This window comes from Pseudomonas sp. Q2-TVG4-2 (genome assembly GCF_013620795.1).
In the GTDB taxonomy this organism is placed as follows: Bacteria; Pseudomonadota; Gammaproteobacteria; order Pseudomonadales; family Pseudomonadaceae; genus Stutzerimonas.
Window position 1 is genome coordinate 227,511 of sequence record NZ_LGLW01000006.1, and the last position, 16,430, is coordinate 243,940.

The following is a 16,430-nucleotide window of genomic DNA, read 5'->3' on the forward strand; positions in this document are numbered from 1 at the left end:
CCATTCGTTTTGTGCGAATGGGCGCCGTTGATGCGTATGGTTAACGCCCCATCCGAGCCTGACAGGTGAAGCCTGATTTGAATCTGCTGCGCCGCGTCAGGTAGCTCGCGTGGCTTGCAAGATCCGAAACAGGTTTCATACCTGCTGCAGCGCCCCTCGGACAGGTGGCGGGCACGGCCGAACAGTGTCGGCGGTGTGAAGCCCGGCGATTATAGCTGTGACCGCAGCCAATCCCAAGTCCGGCGCAGCGCAGTCCGTCAGGGCTGGTAGGCGCTGTCGCGGATGCAGATCCGCTGTACCAGGCGGCCGATGCTCAGGCCCTGTACGAGGATCGAAAAGAGCACCACCAGATAGGTGATGTTGAGTAACAGGTTGCGCTCTTCGCTGGCCGGCAGCGCCAGGACTAGAGCAACCGAGATGCCGCCACGCAGCCCACCCCAGGTGAGGATGCGCACGGTGCCGTTAGGTAGGGCTCGGCCGAGCCTGCGTAGCAGCAGCGCTGGCGGGCCGACCGCCACCAGACGCGTGGCGAGTATCAGCAGCGTGACGCACAGGGCAATCAGCAGGTATTGCGCGCTGAAGGGCAGCAGCACCAGCTCCATGCCGATCAGTACGAAAAGCACAGCGTTGAGAATCTCGTCGAGCAGCTCCCAGAAATTGTCGAGGTTCTCCCGGGTGTGCTCGGACATGGCGTGACTACGGCCCTGATTGCCGATAATCAGCCCGGCTACAACCATGGCGATCGGGCCGGATATGTGCAGGTGCGTCGCCAGTGTATAGCCGCCCAGAACCAGGGCCAGCGTCAACAGCACCTCGATCTGATACTGATCGATGCTTTTCAGCAGGGCGAAGGTCATTGCGCCGAGCAGTGCGCCGAGCAGCATGCCTCCGCCGGCTTCCTCGACGAACAGCCAGACCGCTTCGCCGGCGCCCGGCGCTTCACCTCTGGCCAGCACGCCCAGCAGCACGGTGAATACCACCACCGCGACGCCATCATTAAAGAGTGATTCGCCGACGATTGTGGTCTCCAGCGTCTTCGGCGCACCGGCTGAACGCATGATGCCCAGCACTGCAATCGGGTCGGTGGGGGAGATGAGCGCGCCGAACAACAGGCAGTAGATCAGTGGCGGTTGCAGTCCGAACAGATCGAGAATCCACCAGCTGCCGAAGCCGATCACGGTGGTGGAGAACAAGACGCCGATGGTCGCCAGCAGACCGATCGCCCAGCGACGAGCGCGCAGATCGGACAGGTTGATGTGCAGGGCGCCGGCAAACAACAGGAACGACAGCATGCCGTCCATCAGCAGGTGGTTGAAGTCGATGCGCCCTACTAGCGCTTCGATCTGCGCTTCGAGCGCCGGCAACCCCAGCATGGTCAACCCATGCAGCAAAAGGGAGAACGCCAGGGCCGTGGCCATGACCCCGATCGTGGGTGGAAGCCCTATGAAACGGTAATTGACGTAGGCGAGTAGCGCAGTGAGGCTGATAAATATGGCCGAGAGTTCAAGCATGCGATCCCCGAGTCGAGTTTCAGTGTCGAATGCAGAGTGGACCCGTCAGCGAACAGATTGGTGCCGACGCGAACGCCGGCCGGGCGTATGTCCGGCGGTGGCAGAACTCAGCCCGCACGAGAACGGTCACAACAAACAGGTTCGGTGAATCTCGCCGGGCGCATGACTCAGGAGCCGCCAACATGAATTTCTTGTTCCGTTGCGTTCTGCTTGCCCTAGCTGCCGCCTTTACCCTGCCGGCTGCCGCCAATTCCTGCTATGTCAGTGCCGAAACCTCCGGTGCGGTTCCGCCGCCTGTGGCGACGGAAAAATGCTTCGAATATCAAGGCGTGAAAGACGACGCCATCGACTGGGTATGCCAGGACAACGAAGCGATCAAGAATTCCCATCGGGAAATCCGGGATAGCTGTCCAGCTGGTCATTTTGGCATCTGCACCGCAGCGCTTACACCTGCAACCCTCGCCAACGAGCGTGCCACTGGTTCGCAGGCGGATAACGGCACCTTGCCGACCACCGTCCCCAAGGATGCTCGGATAGTCACCTACCATTACCAGTCCAGTGATCGTGCGCAGACCAAGATCGATTGTGAAAGCGCCGGCGGTGAATGGTGGCAGTAGCCCCGAGGCGTTTGGTGAAACGACCGCTTGCAGGGATAATCGCGGGCCGTTGTACTTCCGAGTGGTCGAGCCATGAAACTGTTCCCGTTGAGTGTGTCGCTGGTCGCCGCCCTTGCATTGGTCGGCTGCGACCGCATCGACCCCAACTCACCGCTCGGCAAGCGCAAGGCCATCTATCAGGAGATGCTCGATACCAAGGAAGACCTGGGAGGCATGCTGCGTGGGCGTCTGGCGTTCGACCCGCAGGGTTTCGTCAACGGCGCGGCAAAGCTGGACGAGCTGTCGCGGCAACCCTGGCAGCACTATCCTGAGGTCAAGGAAGAACAGAGCGATGCCCGCGAAGACGTCTGGCAGCAGCAGGAGCGCTTCAACCAGATGGCTCGAGAGCTAGAGGCGCACACTGCGGCACTGGTTGCCGTGACGACTCAGGCGCCCGTGACTGCCGACAGCGTCGCGCCGGCCTTCCAGCGCGTGGAAGATGCCTGCGAAACCTGCCATAAAGAATTCCGAGCGTATTGATATCAGCCCGAAGCGGCGGCTGATCAGCGCTTGGCTGCTTCCAGCTGCTTACGTGCATGGTCCAGGCGTCGCTTGCCCAGCTCGATCATCTGGGCATCGCCCGTTCCGAGCGCTTCGCGCAACTGCGCTTCGCGCTCGCTGGCCAGGCGGGTCGCCTGCTCAATCTCGGCATGATTAGGGTGTATCGGGATCATGCCACGGCAGCGTTCGTTGAGGTTTTTCAAGCGTTCTTCAAGCGCTATTCGGTGACTGTCGTCACCCTTGAGGCGAGCATCCTGGATCTGTTCGCCGAGCGTCTTGCGGGCGTCGCGGCAGGCGTCGGGTGCAGCAATCGATGCCTGCGCGCTGCAGAAGCTGAAAAACAGCAAAAGAATGCTTCGCCGGAACATGGGTACTCCTTTTCTTATTGTTGTTGTTCTGACTGGGTTGAGCCGGCTAAGTGCCGTCAGAACCCGGCGATCCCCGCCCTGCGTAGTTGATCGCGCAACTTGACGACCTCTGGCACTCTAAAGAATGCGTGCAACTGACGTGCTCGCGCGGCGCCGATTCCCGGCTCAGCCTGCCATTGTGCGGCGCTTCTCGCTGCCAGGGTGTCCCAGTCCGCCGCGATGGTGGCATCGCCGCTTGGCGGTAAACCGATCGCCTGCAGCCAGGCGCCGAATGTGCGCCCACGAGCCAGCCGATAGCTGGCCACCAACGCTTCGGCGCGGATCTGGCCGATGCCGGGTATCTGTTGAAGTCGGGCTTCGTCCAGGTTCAGCCAGCCGAGCAGTTCAGTCAACGCGCCCGCATCGACCAGTGTTTTCCACGTGCCCGGTCCCATTCCCGGCAGATCCAGCCCTTTGTTGCCACTCAACCAGGTCAGACGTGCGATGAACTGCTGACTGCAGTCCGGAGTGGCGCGCCAGCAGCTCTGCCAATGGTAGTCGGCGGGGTTGGGCGCTTCGATCTCGCCTCGTCGCTGCGCTCGCCGGACAACCGCATCGAGCTGCGGAATCGTCAGCCCGGCTAGGGTGATCGCGACCTGATCGCCGGGCAGGACGTCGTCTGCACGCCAACGCGCGACAGAACCGAGGCTGACGCGAGTGATGCGTCGACCATCGAGCCGGACCGGCTCCAGCTGCAATACTGGCGTGATCCGCCCACTTCGCCCGATCGTGAACTGCACTTGCCTGACCTGTGTCAGCGCGGTGCGCAGCGGATATTTCCAGGCTGCCGCCCAGTGCGGTGGCTGGGCTTGCCAGCGTTTGCCGTTCGGCCGTGTACCCTGGCGCAGCACCACGCCGTCCGTGGCGAAGGGCAGTGGCCGGCGATACCAGTGTTCGCGCCAGCGCTCGGCTTGCTGTGGGCTGATGATCGGCTGGGTCAGCTCCGCGCTTGCGCTGAAGCCAAGGGCAGCCAGGCCATCCAGGCGCGGCTGCATTTCTGCCGGCCCGTTGGGCCAGTCCCAGACAAACAGACCGATTCGTGCCGCTGTGGTCTCGTCGACCTCCTGTCGAGCCATGGCACCTGCGACCTTGCTGCGTGCACCCGCGCTACCAGCCGTTGCCTGGATATGCGCATTGAGGCGCCAGTAAAGCTCGCCTTGCAGGATCAGTTCGTCATGGCCCGGCAAATGCTGCGGTATTGCCGGCAGTTGCCTGGCCCGTTCGGTCCAATCCTGTCCATGACTGCCATTGCCACGGCTGATCGCCTGGCTCAGGCGCCCGTTCCGGTAATGCAACGTGACCGCGATACCGTCGACTTTCGGCTGAATCCAGAGGTCTTCTCGAGATCCGATCCAGGCTTGTACGGCGGCGGTGTCGGCCAGTTTCACGAGACCGGTTTGGGCGATGGGATGCGCGACCGGCCCAGTGCTACTGCCGAGCGGGTCCGTGGCACTCGATGGGATACGCGGAAAGCAGGTCTGCCAATGCTCCAGCTGCTGTCGTGACTGGTCGTACAGCTCGTCATCGATCAGGGATATACCGCGCCGATGGTAGGCATCGTCCCAGGTGCTCAGTTGCTGCTGGAGGCCGGCGATTTCTTCAGCGGCGTGACGGTCGTTCCAATCGGGGCAGCTGGCCAGGCTGACGGCGGAGAACAGAGAAAATATGAATGCGATCGAACCTTGCATGGGAGCATCCTTGCTCGTTGGGGAGCACCATTCTGCCTCGCTGTGCCTGACGCGGCCGTGCGCTGGCGCATGTTGAGCCACTCCGGAGAGACCGCCGCATCAATTCACCGTACGCAGGGATCTCGCTCGGGTGAACCATGTCCGCCCGTCGCGGCCAGAACCGGATGTCATCGAAAAATCATCCGCAGGCTTAACGGAGCAGTGTTGTGCCCAATGCGCCGGCGATTATAGGCGGCCGAGCCATCACCGGCGGCTCTCTGTAGCCAGTGTCGGCTGCATGATCGGTATCAACCGCATCGATTAGTGAGCTAACCAACTGCGTCGTACAATCGTCAGCCAATGTTTTGAGGAGCGTTTCATCCGTGCAGCCCGTGATCTCCATCGAACAGCTGAGCAAGACCTACGCGTCAGGGCATCCGGCGCTCAAACAGATCGACCTGCAGATCCGCCAAGGCGAAATCTTCGCCCTGCTGGGCCCCAATGGGGCAGGCAAGACCACGCTAATCAGCATCATCTGTGGCATCGTCAACCCGGGTAGCGGGCGGGTAATGGTCGACGGCTTCGACATCATCAGCGACTACCGCGAAGCCCGTTCGAAGATCGGGCTGGTGCCGCAGGAGCTATTCAATGAAGGCTTCGAAAGCGTCTGGGCCACGGTGCGCTTTTCCCGCGGGCTGTTCGGCAAGGCACCGGATGATGCTTATCTGGAAAAGCTTTTGCGTGATCTATCGCTGTGGGACAAGAAGAGCGCACGGATCATCGAGCTATCCGGTGGGATGAAACGCCGTGTGATGATTGCCAAGGCGCTGTCGCACGAACCGAGCATCCTGTTTCTCGACGAACCCACCGCTGGCGTCGACGTCGAGCTGCGGCGCGACATGTGGGAGATGGTGCGCGGCCTGCGCGAGCGCGGGGTGACCATCATCCTCACCACGCACTACATCGAAGAGGCCGAGGAAATGGCCGACCGCATCGGGGTGATCAGCAAGGGCGAGATCATCCTGGTCGAGGACAAGCAGGTGCTGATGCACAAGCTCGGCAAGAAGCAACTGACTCTACATCTGCAGCGGTCGCTGGCGGAGATTCCGAGCGAGCTGGCCGGGTATCCGCTGGAGCTGGTCGATTCCGGCAACCAGCTGGTGTTCACCTTCGATGCTCAGCACGAGGACACCGGTATCGCCGACCTGCTCAGGCGTCTCGCCGAGCACGGCATCGATTTCAAGGATCTGCAATCGAGTCAGAGTTCGCTGGAAGAAATCTTCGTCAGTCTGGTAAAGGGCAGCCGCACATGAATTTCCATGCAATCCGCGCCATCTACCTGTTCGAGCTGGCGCGCACCTGGCGCACGCTGTTGCAGAGCATCGCTACACCGGTAATCTCAACTTCGCTGTACTTCGTGGTGTTCGGCTCGGCCATTGGTTCGCGTATGGAGGCGATGCATGGCATCCCTTACGGCGCGTTCATCATCCCCGGCCTGATCATGATGGCGCTGTTGACCGAAAGCATCTCTAACGCCTCGTTCGGTATCTACATGCCGCGTTATTCAGGGACGATCTACGAGGTGTTGTCGGCGCCGGTCTCGTACTTTGAGATCGTCATCGGCTATGTCGGTGCGGCGGCGACCAAGTCGATCATCCTGGGGCTGGTGATTCTGCTGACCGCTCGATTGTTCGTCGATTACGAAATTGCCCACCCGTGGGTGATGGCGCTGTTCCTGGTGCTGACGGCGGTGACCTTCTGCCTGTTCGGTTTCATCATCGGCATCTGGGCGGACGGTTGGGAAAAGCTGCAGATCGTCCCGTCACTGATCGTCATGCCGCTGGCCTTTCTGGGCGGTAGCTTCTATTCCATCGAAATGCTTCCGCCGCTGTGGCAGAAGGTCACTTTGTTCAATCCAGTGGTGTACCTGATCAGCGGGTTTCGCTGGAGCTTTTATGGGGTATCCGACGTTAACGTCGGCATCAGCCTGGTCATGACGCTGGGCTTCCTGGCGCTGTGTTTGGGCTTGATCTGGTGGATCTTCAAGACGGGTTACCGGTTGAAGAACTGAGCCTGGTCCGTCGTACGGCTACGTACTCATCGCAAAAAAAGCCCCGCTCAGCTCTGCGCTGGCGGGGCTTTTTGCTGCGGTCTGTACTTACAGGCCAGCAGCCGCGCGCAGGGCGTCGGCCTTGTCGGTCTTTTCCCAGGTGAAGGCGGTGAAGGTGTCGCCACCGACCGTCATTTCATAGGGATCGCGACCGAAGTGGCCGTAGGCCGCGGTGGCTTTGTACATCGGGTGCAGCAAGTCGAGCATGGTGGTGATCGCGTACGGGCGCAGATCGAAATGCTCACGAACCAGCGCAACGATCTTTTCATCGCTGAGCTTGCCGGTGCCGAAGGTGTTGATCGAAATCGAAGTCGGTTGTGCGACGCCAATGGCGTAGGAAACCTGGATCTCGCAGCGCTCGGCAAGACCTGCGGCGACGATGTTCTTCGCCACGTAGCGGCCCGCGTAGGCAGCGGAGCGGTCGACCTTGGACGGGTCCTTGCCGGAGAAGGCGCCGCCGCCGTGACGGGCCATGCCGCCGTAGGTGTCGACGATGATCTTGCGTCCGGTCAGGCCGCAGTCACCTACCGGGCCGCCGATGATGAACTGGCCGGTCGGGTTGATGTGGAACTGGGTGTCTTTGTGCAGCAGTTCGGCCGGGATCACGTGTTTGACGATCAGCTCCATCACCGCTTCCTGCAGGTCGGCATGCTTGACCTCAGGGTTGTGCTGGGTGGAGAGCACGATGGCGTCGATGCCGACAACCTTGCCGCCTTCGTAACGGCAGGTGACCTGGCTCTTGGCGTCTGGGCGCAGCCACGGCAGCAGGCCGTTCTTGCGCGCTTCGGCCTGGCGCTCGACCAATGCGTGGGAGAAGCGGATCGGGGCGGGCATCAAGACGTCGGTCTCGTTGCTGGCGTAGCCGAACATCAAGCCCTGGTCGCCGGCACCCTGGTCTTCCGGCTTGGTGCGGTCGACGCCCTGGGCGATGTCCACCGACTGCTTGCCGATGATGTTGATGATGCCGCAGGTGGCGCCATCGAAGCCGACTTCGGAGCTGTTGTAGCCGATGTCGATGATAACGTCGCGCACCAACTGCTCGAGGTCGACCCAGGCGCTGGTGGTGACTTCGCCGGCAACGATCGCAACGCCGGTCTTGACCAGGGTTTCACAGGCCACACGGGCGTGTTTGTCCTCGGCGATGATGGCGTCCAGCACCGCATCGGAGATCTGGTCGGCGATCTTGTCCGGGTGCCCTTCGGACACGGACTCGGAGGTGAAAATCGAGTATTCGCTCATCTATCGGTTCCTAAATTACCGGTGGGTGAGTCGGCTGTCAGTGGTGGGCCGGGAAAAGTACCGGGCCTGGATCTGAAAACCGTTCTTCAAGCCAATGTAGAGGCTCTCGCCGGGCGTGAGCCCCGCGGCATCGGCCCAACGGGCCAGATCGTCCTGTTCGAAGCCCAACCAGAGATCGCCGCAGGCCTCCCTGGCCCAACTCTGGTTGTGGCTGCACAACTCGGTGATCAGCAGACTGCCGCCCACGTTCACCAGCCGTGTCAGTTGCTTCATTGCTTCGCCCGGCGCTGCCAGGTGATGCAGAACCATGTTCAATACGACGCAATCGGCTGAAGGACATTCGTCCTGCAACGCGTCGGCGAGTTTCAGCTCGACATTGTTCAGTGCTGCTTGCTCGCAGCGTGTGCGTGCCAGCTCAAGCATTGCTGGGCTGTTATCGACCGCCACCACCCTCGCGAATCGGTGCGCCAGCTCGGGCAGAAAGCTGCCATCCCCCGGCCCGACTTCGAGCGCTGTCGCCGTGGGCGCGAAATTCAGCGCATCGAGCAGCGCCACTACGCTATCGCGATATTGCGGCAGCCCGGCGATCAGGTCTTGGCGGGCCTGGAAGCTGCCGGCCATGCGTGCGAAGAAATCTTCGCTGGCCGCGCTGCGCTGGGCATGCACCGCCGCGATTCGTGCCTGCACGTCGAGCGGCAGGCTCAACTGGTCGACTTCCTCCAGCAGGGCGGCGTGCAGTTTGCCACCAAGGCTGTCGCCCTGGGGCAGGGCTCGGCGGTAGAAGATCGCATTGCCTTCGCGTCGGGTCGCCAGCAGGCCGGCCTGGGTCAGCACCTTCAAGTGGTGACTGATACCGGATTGTCCTGTGGCGAAGATCTGCGCCAGCTCGAGCACACCGAACGAATCGTTGGCCAGCGCCCGCAGCACATTCAGACGCAGCGCATCGCCGCCGGCCTTGCACAGGGCGGCGAGCTGATCGCTGTCATCGAAGGAAATCTGGGGAATGCGCAGGCTCATAGGCCGCGCAGTCTAGTCGGTCACTTTTCGTCCAGCAATGGCTGTATCAAAAAGTTTTGATATTGAATGGGCCGGCAATTAGTTGACCAAGCTGGTAATGCCCATGCCACAGGACACCAATCCAAGGGCGAGAAGGAAAAAATTCGGCAGCAGATCAAGCAGTTGCTGCAGCCGCTCGTGGCTGGACAGCTTTCGCGAGACCAGGCTGTAGGCAATCAGAATCGTCACATCGACCAGCGCCCAGATGACGATCAGTGCTGCAGCCTGAGGTGCGAACGGCTGAGCGGGGAGAATGAAGCCCGGCAGGAAGGCGAGAAAGAACAGAATGTCCTTGGGGTTCGACAGGCCGACCGCCATGGCGCGCCAGAAGTAATGGACATGCGACCGTGGTAGGTGCGGCTTTGCATCGTTGCCCCCGCACAGGCCATCCGCGCCGAGCCAAATCAGATAAAGGCCACCGAGCACCTGGCCCCACTCAAGAATGATCGGCTCCAGGTCCAGCGCCAGGTAGATCAGAACCAATGCTGCGATCAGCAGGAGCTGGGCGGAGAGCACGCCGCCAAGAATCGTCCAGGCCGGCCAGCTGCGCCGTGCATCGGCGATCACCAGCGCGACGACTGGCCCGGGGGAGGCAATCAACAGGGCGACCGCGGCGGTGAAGGCGAGGTAGGTGGCGTTCATAGTTCGGTTACCAGTTCGAAGATGCGCGACTGTTTGCCCAACTTTTCCGTGTAAAAGCGCAGGTTGCAGGTGGCGAAGGCGCGTTGCATCCAGCGGTCACTGCCGTCGAAACGGGCCGTGAAGGGGCTGCGTGCGTGCGCGGTGCGACGGTTGTCGATGATCAGCAGATCGCCACAGCTGAGCCGCACCGGCTCGACGACATCCCAGGCGATGCCGTGCAGGGCATCGAGAGTGCGTTGGGCGCGGTCGCTGTAGGCGACCATGAACTGCGGATCGAAACGAAAGAAAGGTGCATTGGGATCGCCATAAAGCACGGTCTGATGCTTGTTGATATCGATGCGCTGATTCTTCTCGGTCGGGCCGTAATCGGAGAAGAAGTTGTACGGCTCGTTGAGCAAGAACGCCTGCTGCTCATAGCTCAGGCGCTCGAGAATGCGCTCAATCGAGGCAACGTAGGTGACCGCTTCGGCCGCCGGATCTTGGCGTAGGCAGAGAAGGACGAGGTAGTCCGGTTGGATGGCGTGAAAGGCGTTCTCGGTATGCAGGTCGAGTTCAGTATCGAAGCTGTCCGAGGTCGCGGTGCGCGATTGCGTCTGGTGCGGAAAGAAATTGTTGACGATGCCGCCATTGGATTCCTGGACGTAGCCGATCGGCTCGCCGAGCAGGGCGGTGGCCTGAAGTAGCAGACGTTCGCTGCGATCGTCCGTCTTGCAAAGCGCCTCACGTGACACTGGAGTAGCCGGTATGTCGCCGATGGGCATGTCTGACAGCAGTAGAAATCCCTGAGGATTTCCGAATAGTCTGAATTTGAGAATCTGTTCAATCTGTGTCTGGCTCAGCCCTCCGGTGCTGATGCTGGAAGCCAGAAGTTCATCGATGGGGTTGGACATATCATCCTTACCTGTTGTTAATGGGGTCCTGGTTGGCAGGGCTTCGCTACCGACCCCGCGAAGCGAGTATTGGTGCGTGTCGGAGGGTTTCAAAATGGAAAATGCGGGCGGGTACGATGAGTTTTACTCATGCTGGTGGCTAGGGGCATGACGTTGCGCCTGCCCCCGCTCTACGCGTTACGTGCATTCGAGGCCGCCGCACGTTTCAGCTCGTTCACCCAGGCGGCGAACAGTCTGTGCATCACCCAGAGCGCAATCAGCCGCCATGTCCGCACCCTGGAAGAAAGCCTTGGCTGTCAGCTGTTCGAGCGTCATGGCTCCAGGCTGGCGCTGACCGACGCCGGTCGGCGGCTGGCAGGGGACCTCAAACACGGTTTCCGGTTGATCGAGAGTGCCTGCGTGGCGGTCAGCCGTCAGGGCGGCGCGTTGCGCCTGAAGGCGCCTTCCACCCTGACCATGCGTTGGTTACTGCAGGTGCTTGATGGTTTTCATGCCGAACATCGTCAGGGGCGGGTGCACCTGACCAGTGCCTGGATGGACCTTGACGAGGTGGATTTCTATGGCGAGCCGTTCGATTGCGCGGTGCTGCTGGGCAACGGTGATTTTCCGGCCGAGTGGCGCAGCGTAAAGCTGTTCGATGAATGGCTGGTGCCGGTCTGTTCTCCCGCGATCTGCACTGACAGGCCCTGGGATGCCGAGACGTTAGCCGCTGCTGAATTGATTCACCCGTCGCGCGATTGTCGCGACTGGCGGCGTTGGCTGGAGCGGGTAGGGTTGGGCGAGGCGGTGGACTGGCGCAAGGGCACGCTGTTCGACACCCTGGAGCTGGGTATCTCGGCCGCGGCGCTGGGCCATGGCGTGTCCATTGGCGACCTGGCACTGGTGGGCGCTGAGCTACGCCGCGGAACCCTGGCATTGCCGTTCGATACGGCGGTGCGCACCGGCGACAGTTATTACCTGGTCTGGCCCACGCGTAGCGAAGAACACAGCATGCTGGCCCGCATGCGGGATCATCTGTTGGCGAACCTGCCAGAGCCCCAGCAACCGGGCATGCGGCTGCTGGACTGAACGGAGCCTCCGCCTATGCGCCGCAGGAATGCCCGCAGAGGCCCACTGGATCGCTGAAGACCAGCCAAAAGCATTCACCGGAGGTCGCATCTGTCATTGCCCTTGCATGCTCCGGTGGGCGAAAATGCTCGCCTTTTTCCGAGTACACCCGCAGGAGATTCAGCGATGCCCAGCCGTCGTGAGCGAGCCAATGCCATCCGCGCCCTCAGCATGGATGCCGTGCAGAAAGCCAACAGCGGCCACCCGGGTGCCCCCATGGGCATGGCGGACATCGCTGAGGTCCTCTGGCGCGACCACCTCAAGCACAGCCCGACCAACCCGCTGTGGGCCGACCGTGACCGCTTCGTGCTGTCCAACGGTCACGGCTCGATGCTGATCTACTCCTTGTTGCATCTGACCGGTTATGACCTGTCGATCGAGGACCTGAAGAACTTCCGTCAGCTGCACAGCAAGACTCCCGGCCATCCCGAATTCGGCTACACCGCCGGCGTCGAGACCACTACCGGGCCGTTGGGCCAGGGGCTGGCCAATGCTGTCGGTTTCGCCTTGGCCGAAAAGATCATGGCGGCGCAGTTCAACCGTCCCGGCCATGAAATCGTCGACCACAACACCTATGTATTCATGGGCGATGGCTGCCTGATGGAAGGCATCTCCCACGAAGTTTGCTCGCTAGCCGGCACCCTCGGACTGAACAAGCTGATCGGGTTCTACGATGACAACGGCATCTCTATCGATGGTGAAGTCCACGGCTGGTTTACCGACGACACCCCACGCCGCTTCGAGGCCTACGGCTGGCAGGTGATCCGCAATGTCGATGGCCATGACGCCGACGAGATCCAGATCGCTATCGACACCGCCCGCAAGAGCGACCGCCCGACGCTGATCTGCTGCAAGACCATCATCGGTTTCGGTTCGCCGAACAAGCAGGGTAAGGAAGAGTCGCATGGCGCTGCGCTGGGCGATTCGGAGATCGCGCTGACCCGCGAGGCGCTGGGATGGAAGCACGGCCCGTTCGAGGTTCCCGCCGACATCTATGCCGAGTGGGATGCCAAGCAGAAGGGCGCCGAAGCGGAAAATCAGTGGAACAAGCGCTTCGCCGCTTATGAAACCGAATTCCCTGCGCTGGCTTCAGAGTTCAAGCGGCGCATGGCCGGTGAGTTGCCGGAAGACTTCGCCGAAAAAGCGTCAGAGTTCATTCGTGAGGTGGCAACCAAGGGCGAAACCATCGCCAGCCGCAAGGCCAGCCAGAATTGCCTGAACGCCTTCGGTCCGCTACTGCCGGAACTGCTCGGTGGCTCAGCGGACCTCGCCGGCTCCAACCTGACCCTGTGGAAGGGCTGCAAGCCGGTGGTTGCCGAGGATGCCTCGGGCAACTACATGTATTACGGTGTGCGCGAGTTCGGCATGAGCGCCATCATGAACGGCGTCGCCCTGCACGGCGGCCTGATCCCCTACGGCGCGACCTTCCTGATGTTCATGGAATATGCGCGCAATGCGGTGCGCATGTCGGCGCTGATGAAACAGCGCGTGCTTTATGTCTTCACCCATGACTCCATCGGCCTCGGTGAAGACGGCCCGACCCACCAGCCGGTCGAGCAGCTGACCAGCCTGCGTACTACGCCGAACCTCGATACCTGGCGTCCGGCCGATACCGTCGAGTCGGCGGTGGCCTGGAAGCATGCCATCGAGCGCAAGGACGGCCCGAGCGCGCTGATCTTCTCGCGCCAGAACCTGCCGTATCACATCCGTGACAACGAAACCGAAGCTGCCATCAGCAAAGGTGGTTACATCCTGAAGAACTGCGTCGGCGAGCCGGAAGTGATCCTCATTGCCACCGGCTCGGAAGTCGGCCTGGCCGTTCAGGCCTATGACAAGCTCACCGAGCAGGGACGCAATGTACGTGTGGTGTCCATGCCGTGCACCAGCGTCTTTGACGCCCAGGACGCGGCCTGGAAACAGCAGGTATTGCCGGTCGAGGTTGGCGCGCGTATTGCCATCGAGGCGGGCCACGCTGATTACTGGTACAAGTACGTCGGACTCGACGGTCGCATCATCGGCATGACCACTTACGGTGAATCGGCTCCGGCCGGTCAGCTGTTCGAGGAGTTCGGTTTCACCGTCGACAACATCCTCAGCGTCGCCGAGGAGCTGCTGGAAGATTAGATAAGCAGCTGGAGGCCTGAAGCTGGAAGCTTGAAGAAAAGCGGCCGGGAACAGGCTTAAGGGATCACAGCAGCTGAGAAGTTGCGGCTGGACGTTGGAAGTGACAGCGGCACGAACACTTCCGGCTTCCGGCTTCCAGCTTCCAGCTCGCCCAAAGACGAGCCGCGAATGCCCCGAATTCCTTCTTACCGCGTCGCCCTAAACGGCTACGGCCGCATCGGCCGCTGCGTGCTTCGTGCCTTTCATGAGCGCAATGGGGCATTTGATTTCGAGTTCGTCGCCCTCAACGATCTCGCCGATATGGCGAGTCTCGAATACCTCACTCGCTTCGACTCCACCCATGGCCGCTTCCCTGGCGACGTGGTGGTGGAGGGCGATTGCCTGCATATAAACGGTCACAGCGTAAAAGTCCTGCGCGAATCGACGCCAGAAGCGATTGACTGGCGCGCCCTGGGCGTTGACCTGGTGCTGGAATGCTCCGGCGCCTACAACACCCGCTCCGGTGGGCAGCGTTTCCTCGATGCCGGTGTGCCTCGGGTTTTGTTCTCGCAGCCCATGAGCGGCGCGGGGGATGTCGACGCCACGGTGGTGATGGGCATCAACCACGAGCAGCTGACCGGCGCCGAGCGACTGGTGTCCAACGCCTCTTGCACCACCAACTGTGGCGTGCCGTTGCTCAAATTGCTTAACGATGCGGTCGGGCTGGAATACGTGTCGATCACCACCATCCACTCAGCGATGAACGATCAGCCGGTAATCGACGCCTACCACCACGACGATCTGCGCCGCACGCGTTCGGCTTTCCAGTCGGTGATTCCGGTATCTACCGGGCTGGCGCGTGGTATCGAGCGATTGCTGCCGGAACTCTCGGGGCGGATTCAGGCCAAAGCCGTGCGGGTGCCGACGGTGAACGTGTCCTGCCTGGATATCACCTTGCAGATGTCTCGCGATACCGATGCGCAGGCGATCAATCAGATACTGCACGAAGCGGCGGAATTCGGACCGTTAAAGGGCCTGCTCGCGTACACCGAGCTGCCCCATGCCAGCTGCGATTTCAACCACGACCCGCACTCGGCGATCGTCGATGGCAGCCTGACGCGCGCCTCCGGGCCGCGACTGGTGAACCTGCTGGCCTGGTTCGACAACGAATGGGGGTTCGCCAACCGCATGCTCGACGTGGCCGACCATTATTTGCAAGTTGCCCGCCGCGCATAGCCGGTCGCACCTAGCCAGCCGCACTGAATAGACATCGCCGTTTGAACTTAAGGAAGATGACATGACCGTTTTGAAAATGACCGACCTCGACCTCCAGGGTAAGCGGGTGCTGATCCGAGAGGATCTCAACGTGCCGGTTAAGAATGGCGCGGTGAAAAGCGATGCGCGCATTCTGGCTTCGCTGCCGACCATCAAGCTGGCGCTGGAGAAGGGCGCCGCCGTGCTGGTCTGCTCGCACCTGGGGCGTCCGGAGGAGGGCGTCTACAGCGAGGAAGACAGCCTCCAACCGGTCGCCGATTACCTGAGCAAGGCGCTTGATCGGGAGGTGCCGCTGATCAAGGACTATCTGGACGGCGTGCAGGTACAGGCGGGTGAGCTGGTGCTGCTGGAGAACGTGCGCTTCAATAAAGGCGAGAAGAAGAACACCGACGAGCTGGCGCAGAAGTACGCGGCGCTCTGTGATGTCTTCGTCATGGATGCTTTTGGTACCGCACACCGCGCCCAGGGCTCGACCCACGGCGTCGCCAAGTTCGCCAAGGTCGCCTGTGCCGGCCCGCTGCTGGCCGCCGAGCTGGATGCCCTGGGCAAAGCGCTGAAGAGCCCGGCCAAGCCGATGGCCGCCATCGTCGCGGGTTCCAAGGTCTCGACCAAACTGGACGTGCTGAACAGTCTGAGCACGGTCTGCGACCAGCTGATCGTTGGCGGCGGAATCGCCAATACCTTCCTTGCCGCCGCCGGTTTGCCAGTGGGCAAGTCGCTGTACGAAGCCGATCTAGTCGACACGGCCAAGGCGATCGCGGCCAAGGTCAGCGTGCCGCTGCCAGTCGATGTGGTGGTCGCCAAGGCCTTTGCCGAAGACGCCGAAGCCACCGTCAAGGCCGTCGGCGATGTGTCGGAGGACGACATGATCCTGGATATCGGTCCGCAGACCGCCGCCAACTTCGCCGAGCTGCTGCAATCATCGAAAACCATTCTCTGGAACGGCCCGGTTGGTGTATTCGAGTTCGATCAGTTCGGCGAGGGCACCAAGGTGCTGGCCAAGGCCATCGCTGAAAGCCCCGCATTCTCCATCGCTGGCGGCGGCGACACGCTGGCGGCGATCGACAAGTACGGCGTGGGGGAGCAGATCTCCTATATATCCACCGGCGGCGGGGCCTTCCTCGAGTTCGTCGAGGGGAAAGTCCTGCCCGCGGTGGAAATTCTCGAGCAGCGCGCTGCGCAATAAGCGTCCGCGCCGGAGCCGCTTAGGTGTCTCCGGCGCAACAAGCGCAACGGCAAAGGCAACCCTCGAGGATTGGTGCTGTC

15 protein-coding genes and 1 riboswitch are annotated in these 16,430 nt (G+C 61.6%); of the genes, 8 read left to right on the plus strand and 7 right to left on the minus strand.

The annotated features are described in order from the left end of the window. Window positions 1-12: 12 nt before the first annotated feature. Window positions 13-164: riboswitch (S-adenosyl-L-homocysteine riboswitch) on the minus strand. Between the two features lie 93 nt (window positions 165-257). Then, a complete protein-coding gene (locus tag H3028_RS14410; protein ID WP_181297768.1) occupies window positions 258-1,511 on the minus strand; it encodes a sodium:proton antiporter in 1,254 nt (417 codons plus the stop codon). Between the two features lie 182 nt (window positions 1,512-1,693). On the opposite strand from H3028_RS14410, the gene H3028_RS14415 reads away from it, so the two are divergent. After that, window positions 1,694-2,128 (plus strand): hypothetical protein, encoded by a 435-nt coding sequence (locus H3028_RS14415; protein ID WP_181297770.1) that lies wholly within the window; start codon window positions 1,694-1,696, stop codon window positions 2,126-2,128. A 72-nt stretch (window positions 2,129-2,200) separates the two neighbouring features. After that, a complete protein-coding gene (locus tag H3028_RS14420; RefSeq protein ID WP_181297772.1) occupies window positions 2,201-2,647 on the plus strand; it encodes a cytochrome c in 447 nt (148 codons plus the stop codon). Between the two features lie 23 nt (window positions 2,648-2,670). Here H3028_RS14420 and H3028_RS14425 read toward each other — a convergent pair whose 3' ends face one another. Both H3028_RS14425 and ligB read right to left on the minus strand, forming a co-directional pair. Next, a complete protein-coding gene (locus H3028_RS14425) occupies window positions 2,671-3,036 on the minus strand; it encodes a DUF1090 family protein (protein ID WP_181297774.1) in 366 nt (121 codons plus the stop codon). A gap of 56 nt (window positions 3,037-3,092) precedes the next feature. Further along, window positions 3,093-4,763: an NAD-dependent DNA ligase LigB gene (ligB, locus tag H3028_RS14430; RefSeq protein WP_181297776.1), complete on the minus strand. Its 1,671-nt coding sequence runs from the start codon at window positions 4,761-4,763 to the stop codon at window positions 3,093-3,095. Between the two features lie 362 nt (window positions 4,764-5,125). On the opposite strand from ligB, the gene H3028_RS14435 reads away from it, so the two are divergent. After that, on the plus strand, window positions 5,126-6,055 hold the full coding sequence (locus H3028_RS14435; RefSeq protein WP_181297778.1) for an ABC transporter ATP-binding protein: 930 nt from the start codon (window positions 5,126-5,128) through the stop codon (window positions 6,053-6,055). Next, window positions 6,052-6,813 (plus strand): ABC transporter permease, encoded by a 762-nt coding sequence (locus H3028_RS14440; RefSeq protein WP_181297780.1) that lies wholly within the window; start codon window positions 6,052-6,054, stop codon window positions 6,811-6,813. Before H3028_RS14435 ends, H3028_RS14440 begins: the two co-directional genes overlap by 4 nt. 87 nt (window positions 6,814-6,900) lie before the next feature. Here the strand turns inward: H3028_RS14440 and metK are convergent, their stop codons facing one another. The 4 genes from metK to H3028_RS14460 all read right to left on the minus strand — a co-directional run bounded on the left by metK (window position 6,901) and on the right by H3028_RS14460 (window position 10,679). Further along, window positions 6,901-8,091, minus strand: a complete 1,191-nt coding sequence (gene metK / locus H3028_RS14445; protein WP_168422783.1) for a methionine adenosyltransferase — start codon at window positions 8,089-8,091, stop codon at window positions 6,901-6,903. A 15-nt stretch (window positions 8,092-8,106) separates the two neighbouring features. After that, a complete protein-coding gene (locus H3028_RS14450) occupies window positions 8,107-9,108 on the minus strand; it encodes a metalloregulator ArsR/SmtB family transcription factor (RefSeq protein ID WP_181297782.1) in 1,002 nt (333 codons plus the stop codon). 78 nt (window positions 9,109-9,186) lie between these two features. After that, the gene (locus H3028_RS14455; protein WP_181297784.1) at window positions 9,187-9,789 is read right to left on the minus strand and encodes a LysE family translocator; all 603 of its coding nucleotides are present in this window, start codon (window positions 9,787-9,789) and stop codon (window positions 9,187-9,189) included. Then, complete coding sequence (locus H3028_RS14460; protein WP_181297786.1) at window positions 9,786-10,679, minus strand: TauD/TfdA family dioxygenase; 894 nt, start codon at window positions 10,677-10,679, stop codon at window positions 9,786-9,788. The genes H3028_RS14455 and H3028_RS14460 overlap by 4 nt, the downstream gene beginning before the upstream one ends. A 147-nt stretch (window positions 10,680-10,826) precedes the next feature. Between H3028_RS14460 and H3028_RS14465 the strand changes: the two genes are divergently transcribed. The 4 genes from H3028_RS14465 to H3028_RS14480 all read left to right on the plus strand — a co-directional run bounded on the left by H3028_RS14465 (window position 10,827) and on the right by H3028_RS14480 (window position 16,350). Next, window positions 10,827-11,747: a LysR substrate-binding domain-containing protein gene (locus H3028_RS14465; RefSeq protein ID WP_181298152.1), complete on the plus strand. Its 921-nt coding sequence runs from the start codon at window positions 10,827-10,829 to the stop codon at window positions 11,745-11,747. Window positions 11,748-11,912: 165 nt separating this feature from the next. Continuing rightward, a complete protein-coding gene (gene tkt, locus H3028_RS14470; protein WP_181297788.1) occupies window positions 11,913-13,910 on the plus strand; it encodes a transketolase in 1,998 nt (665 codons plus the stop codon). A 168-nt stretch (window positions 13,911-14,078) separates the two neighbouring features. Next, the gene (gene epd / locus H3028_RS14475; RefSeq protein WP_181297790.1) at window positions 14,079-15,125 is read left to right on the plus strand and encodes an erythrose-4-phosphate dehydrogenase; all 1,047 of its coding nucleotides are present in this window, start codon (window positions 14,079-14,081) and stop codon (window positions 15,123-15,125) included. Window positions 15,126-15,186: 61 nt separating this feature from the next. Then, on the plus strand, window positions 15,187-16,350 hold the full coding sequence (locus tag H3028_RS14480; protein ID WP_181297792.1) for a phosphoglycerate kinase: 1,164 nt from the start codon (window positions 15,187-15,189) through the stop codon (window positions 16,348-16,350). Window positions 16,351-16,430 lie beyond the last annotated feature (80 nt).

Excerpts from the sequence above, each read along its gene's own strand:
- H3028_RS14410 (WP_181297768.1), bottom strand. The coding sequence starts at position 1,511 with ATGCTTGAACTCTCGGCCATATTTATCAGCCTCACTGCGCTACTCGCC.
- H3028_RS14415 (WP_181297770.1), top strand. The coding sequence starts at position 1,694 with ATGAATTTCTTGTTCCGTTGCGTTCTGCTTGCCCTAGCTGCCGCCTTT.
- H3028_RS14420 (WP_181297772.1), top strand. The coding sequence starts at position 2,201 with ATGAAACTGTTCCCGTTGAGTGTGTCGCTGGTCGCCGCCCTTGCATTG.
- H3028_RS14425 (WP_181297774.1), bottom strand. The coding sequence starts at position 3,036 with ATGTTCCGGCGAAGCATTCTTTTGCTGTTTTTCAGCTTCTGCAGCGCG.
- ligB (WP_181297776.1), bottom strand. The coding sequence starts at position 4,763 with ATGCAAGGTTCGATCGCATTCATATTTTCTCTGTTCTCCGCCGTCAGC.
- H3028_RS14440 (WP_181297780.1), top strand. The coding sequence starts at position 6,052 with ATGAATTTCCATGCAATCCGCGCCATCTACCTGTTCGAGCTGGCGCGC.
- metK (WP_168422783.1), bottom strand. The coding sequence starts at position 8,091 with ATGAGCGAATACTCGATTTTCACCTCCGAGTCCGTGTCCGAAGGGCAC.
- H3028_RS14450 (WP_181297782.1), bottom strand. The coding sequence starts at position 9,108 with ATGAGCCTGCGCATTCCCCAGATTTCCTTCGATGACAGCGATCAGCTC.
- H3028_RS14455 (WP_181297784.1), bottom strand. The coding sequence starts at position 9,789 with ATGAACGCCACCTACCTCGCCTTCACCGCCGCGGTCGCCCTGTTGATT.
- H3028_RS14460 (WP_181297786.1), bottom strand. The coding sequence starts at position 10,679 with ATGTCCAACCCCATCGATGAACTTCTGGCTTCCAGCATCAGCACCGGA.
- H3028_RS14465 (WP_181298152.1), top strand. The coding sequence starts at position 10,827 with ATGACGTTGCGCCTGCCCCCGCTCTACGCGTTACGTGCATTCGAGGCC.
- tkt (WP_181297788.1), top strand. The coding sequence starts at position 11,913 with ATGCCCAGCCGTCGTGAGCGAGCCAATGCCATCCGCGCCCTCAGCATG.
- epd (WP_181297790.1), top strand. The coding sequence starts at position 14,079 with ATGCCCCGAATTCCTTCTTACCGCGTCGCCCTAAACGGCTACGGCCGC.
- H3028_RS14480 (WP_181297792.1), top strand. The coding sequence starts at position 15,187 with ATGACCGTTTTGAAAATGACCGACCTCGACCTCCAGGGTAAGCGGGTG.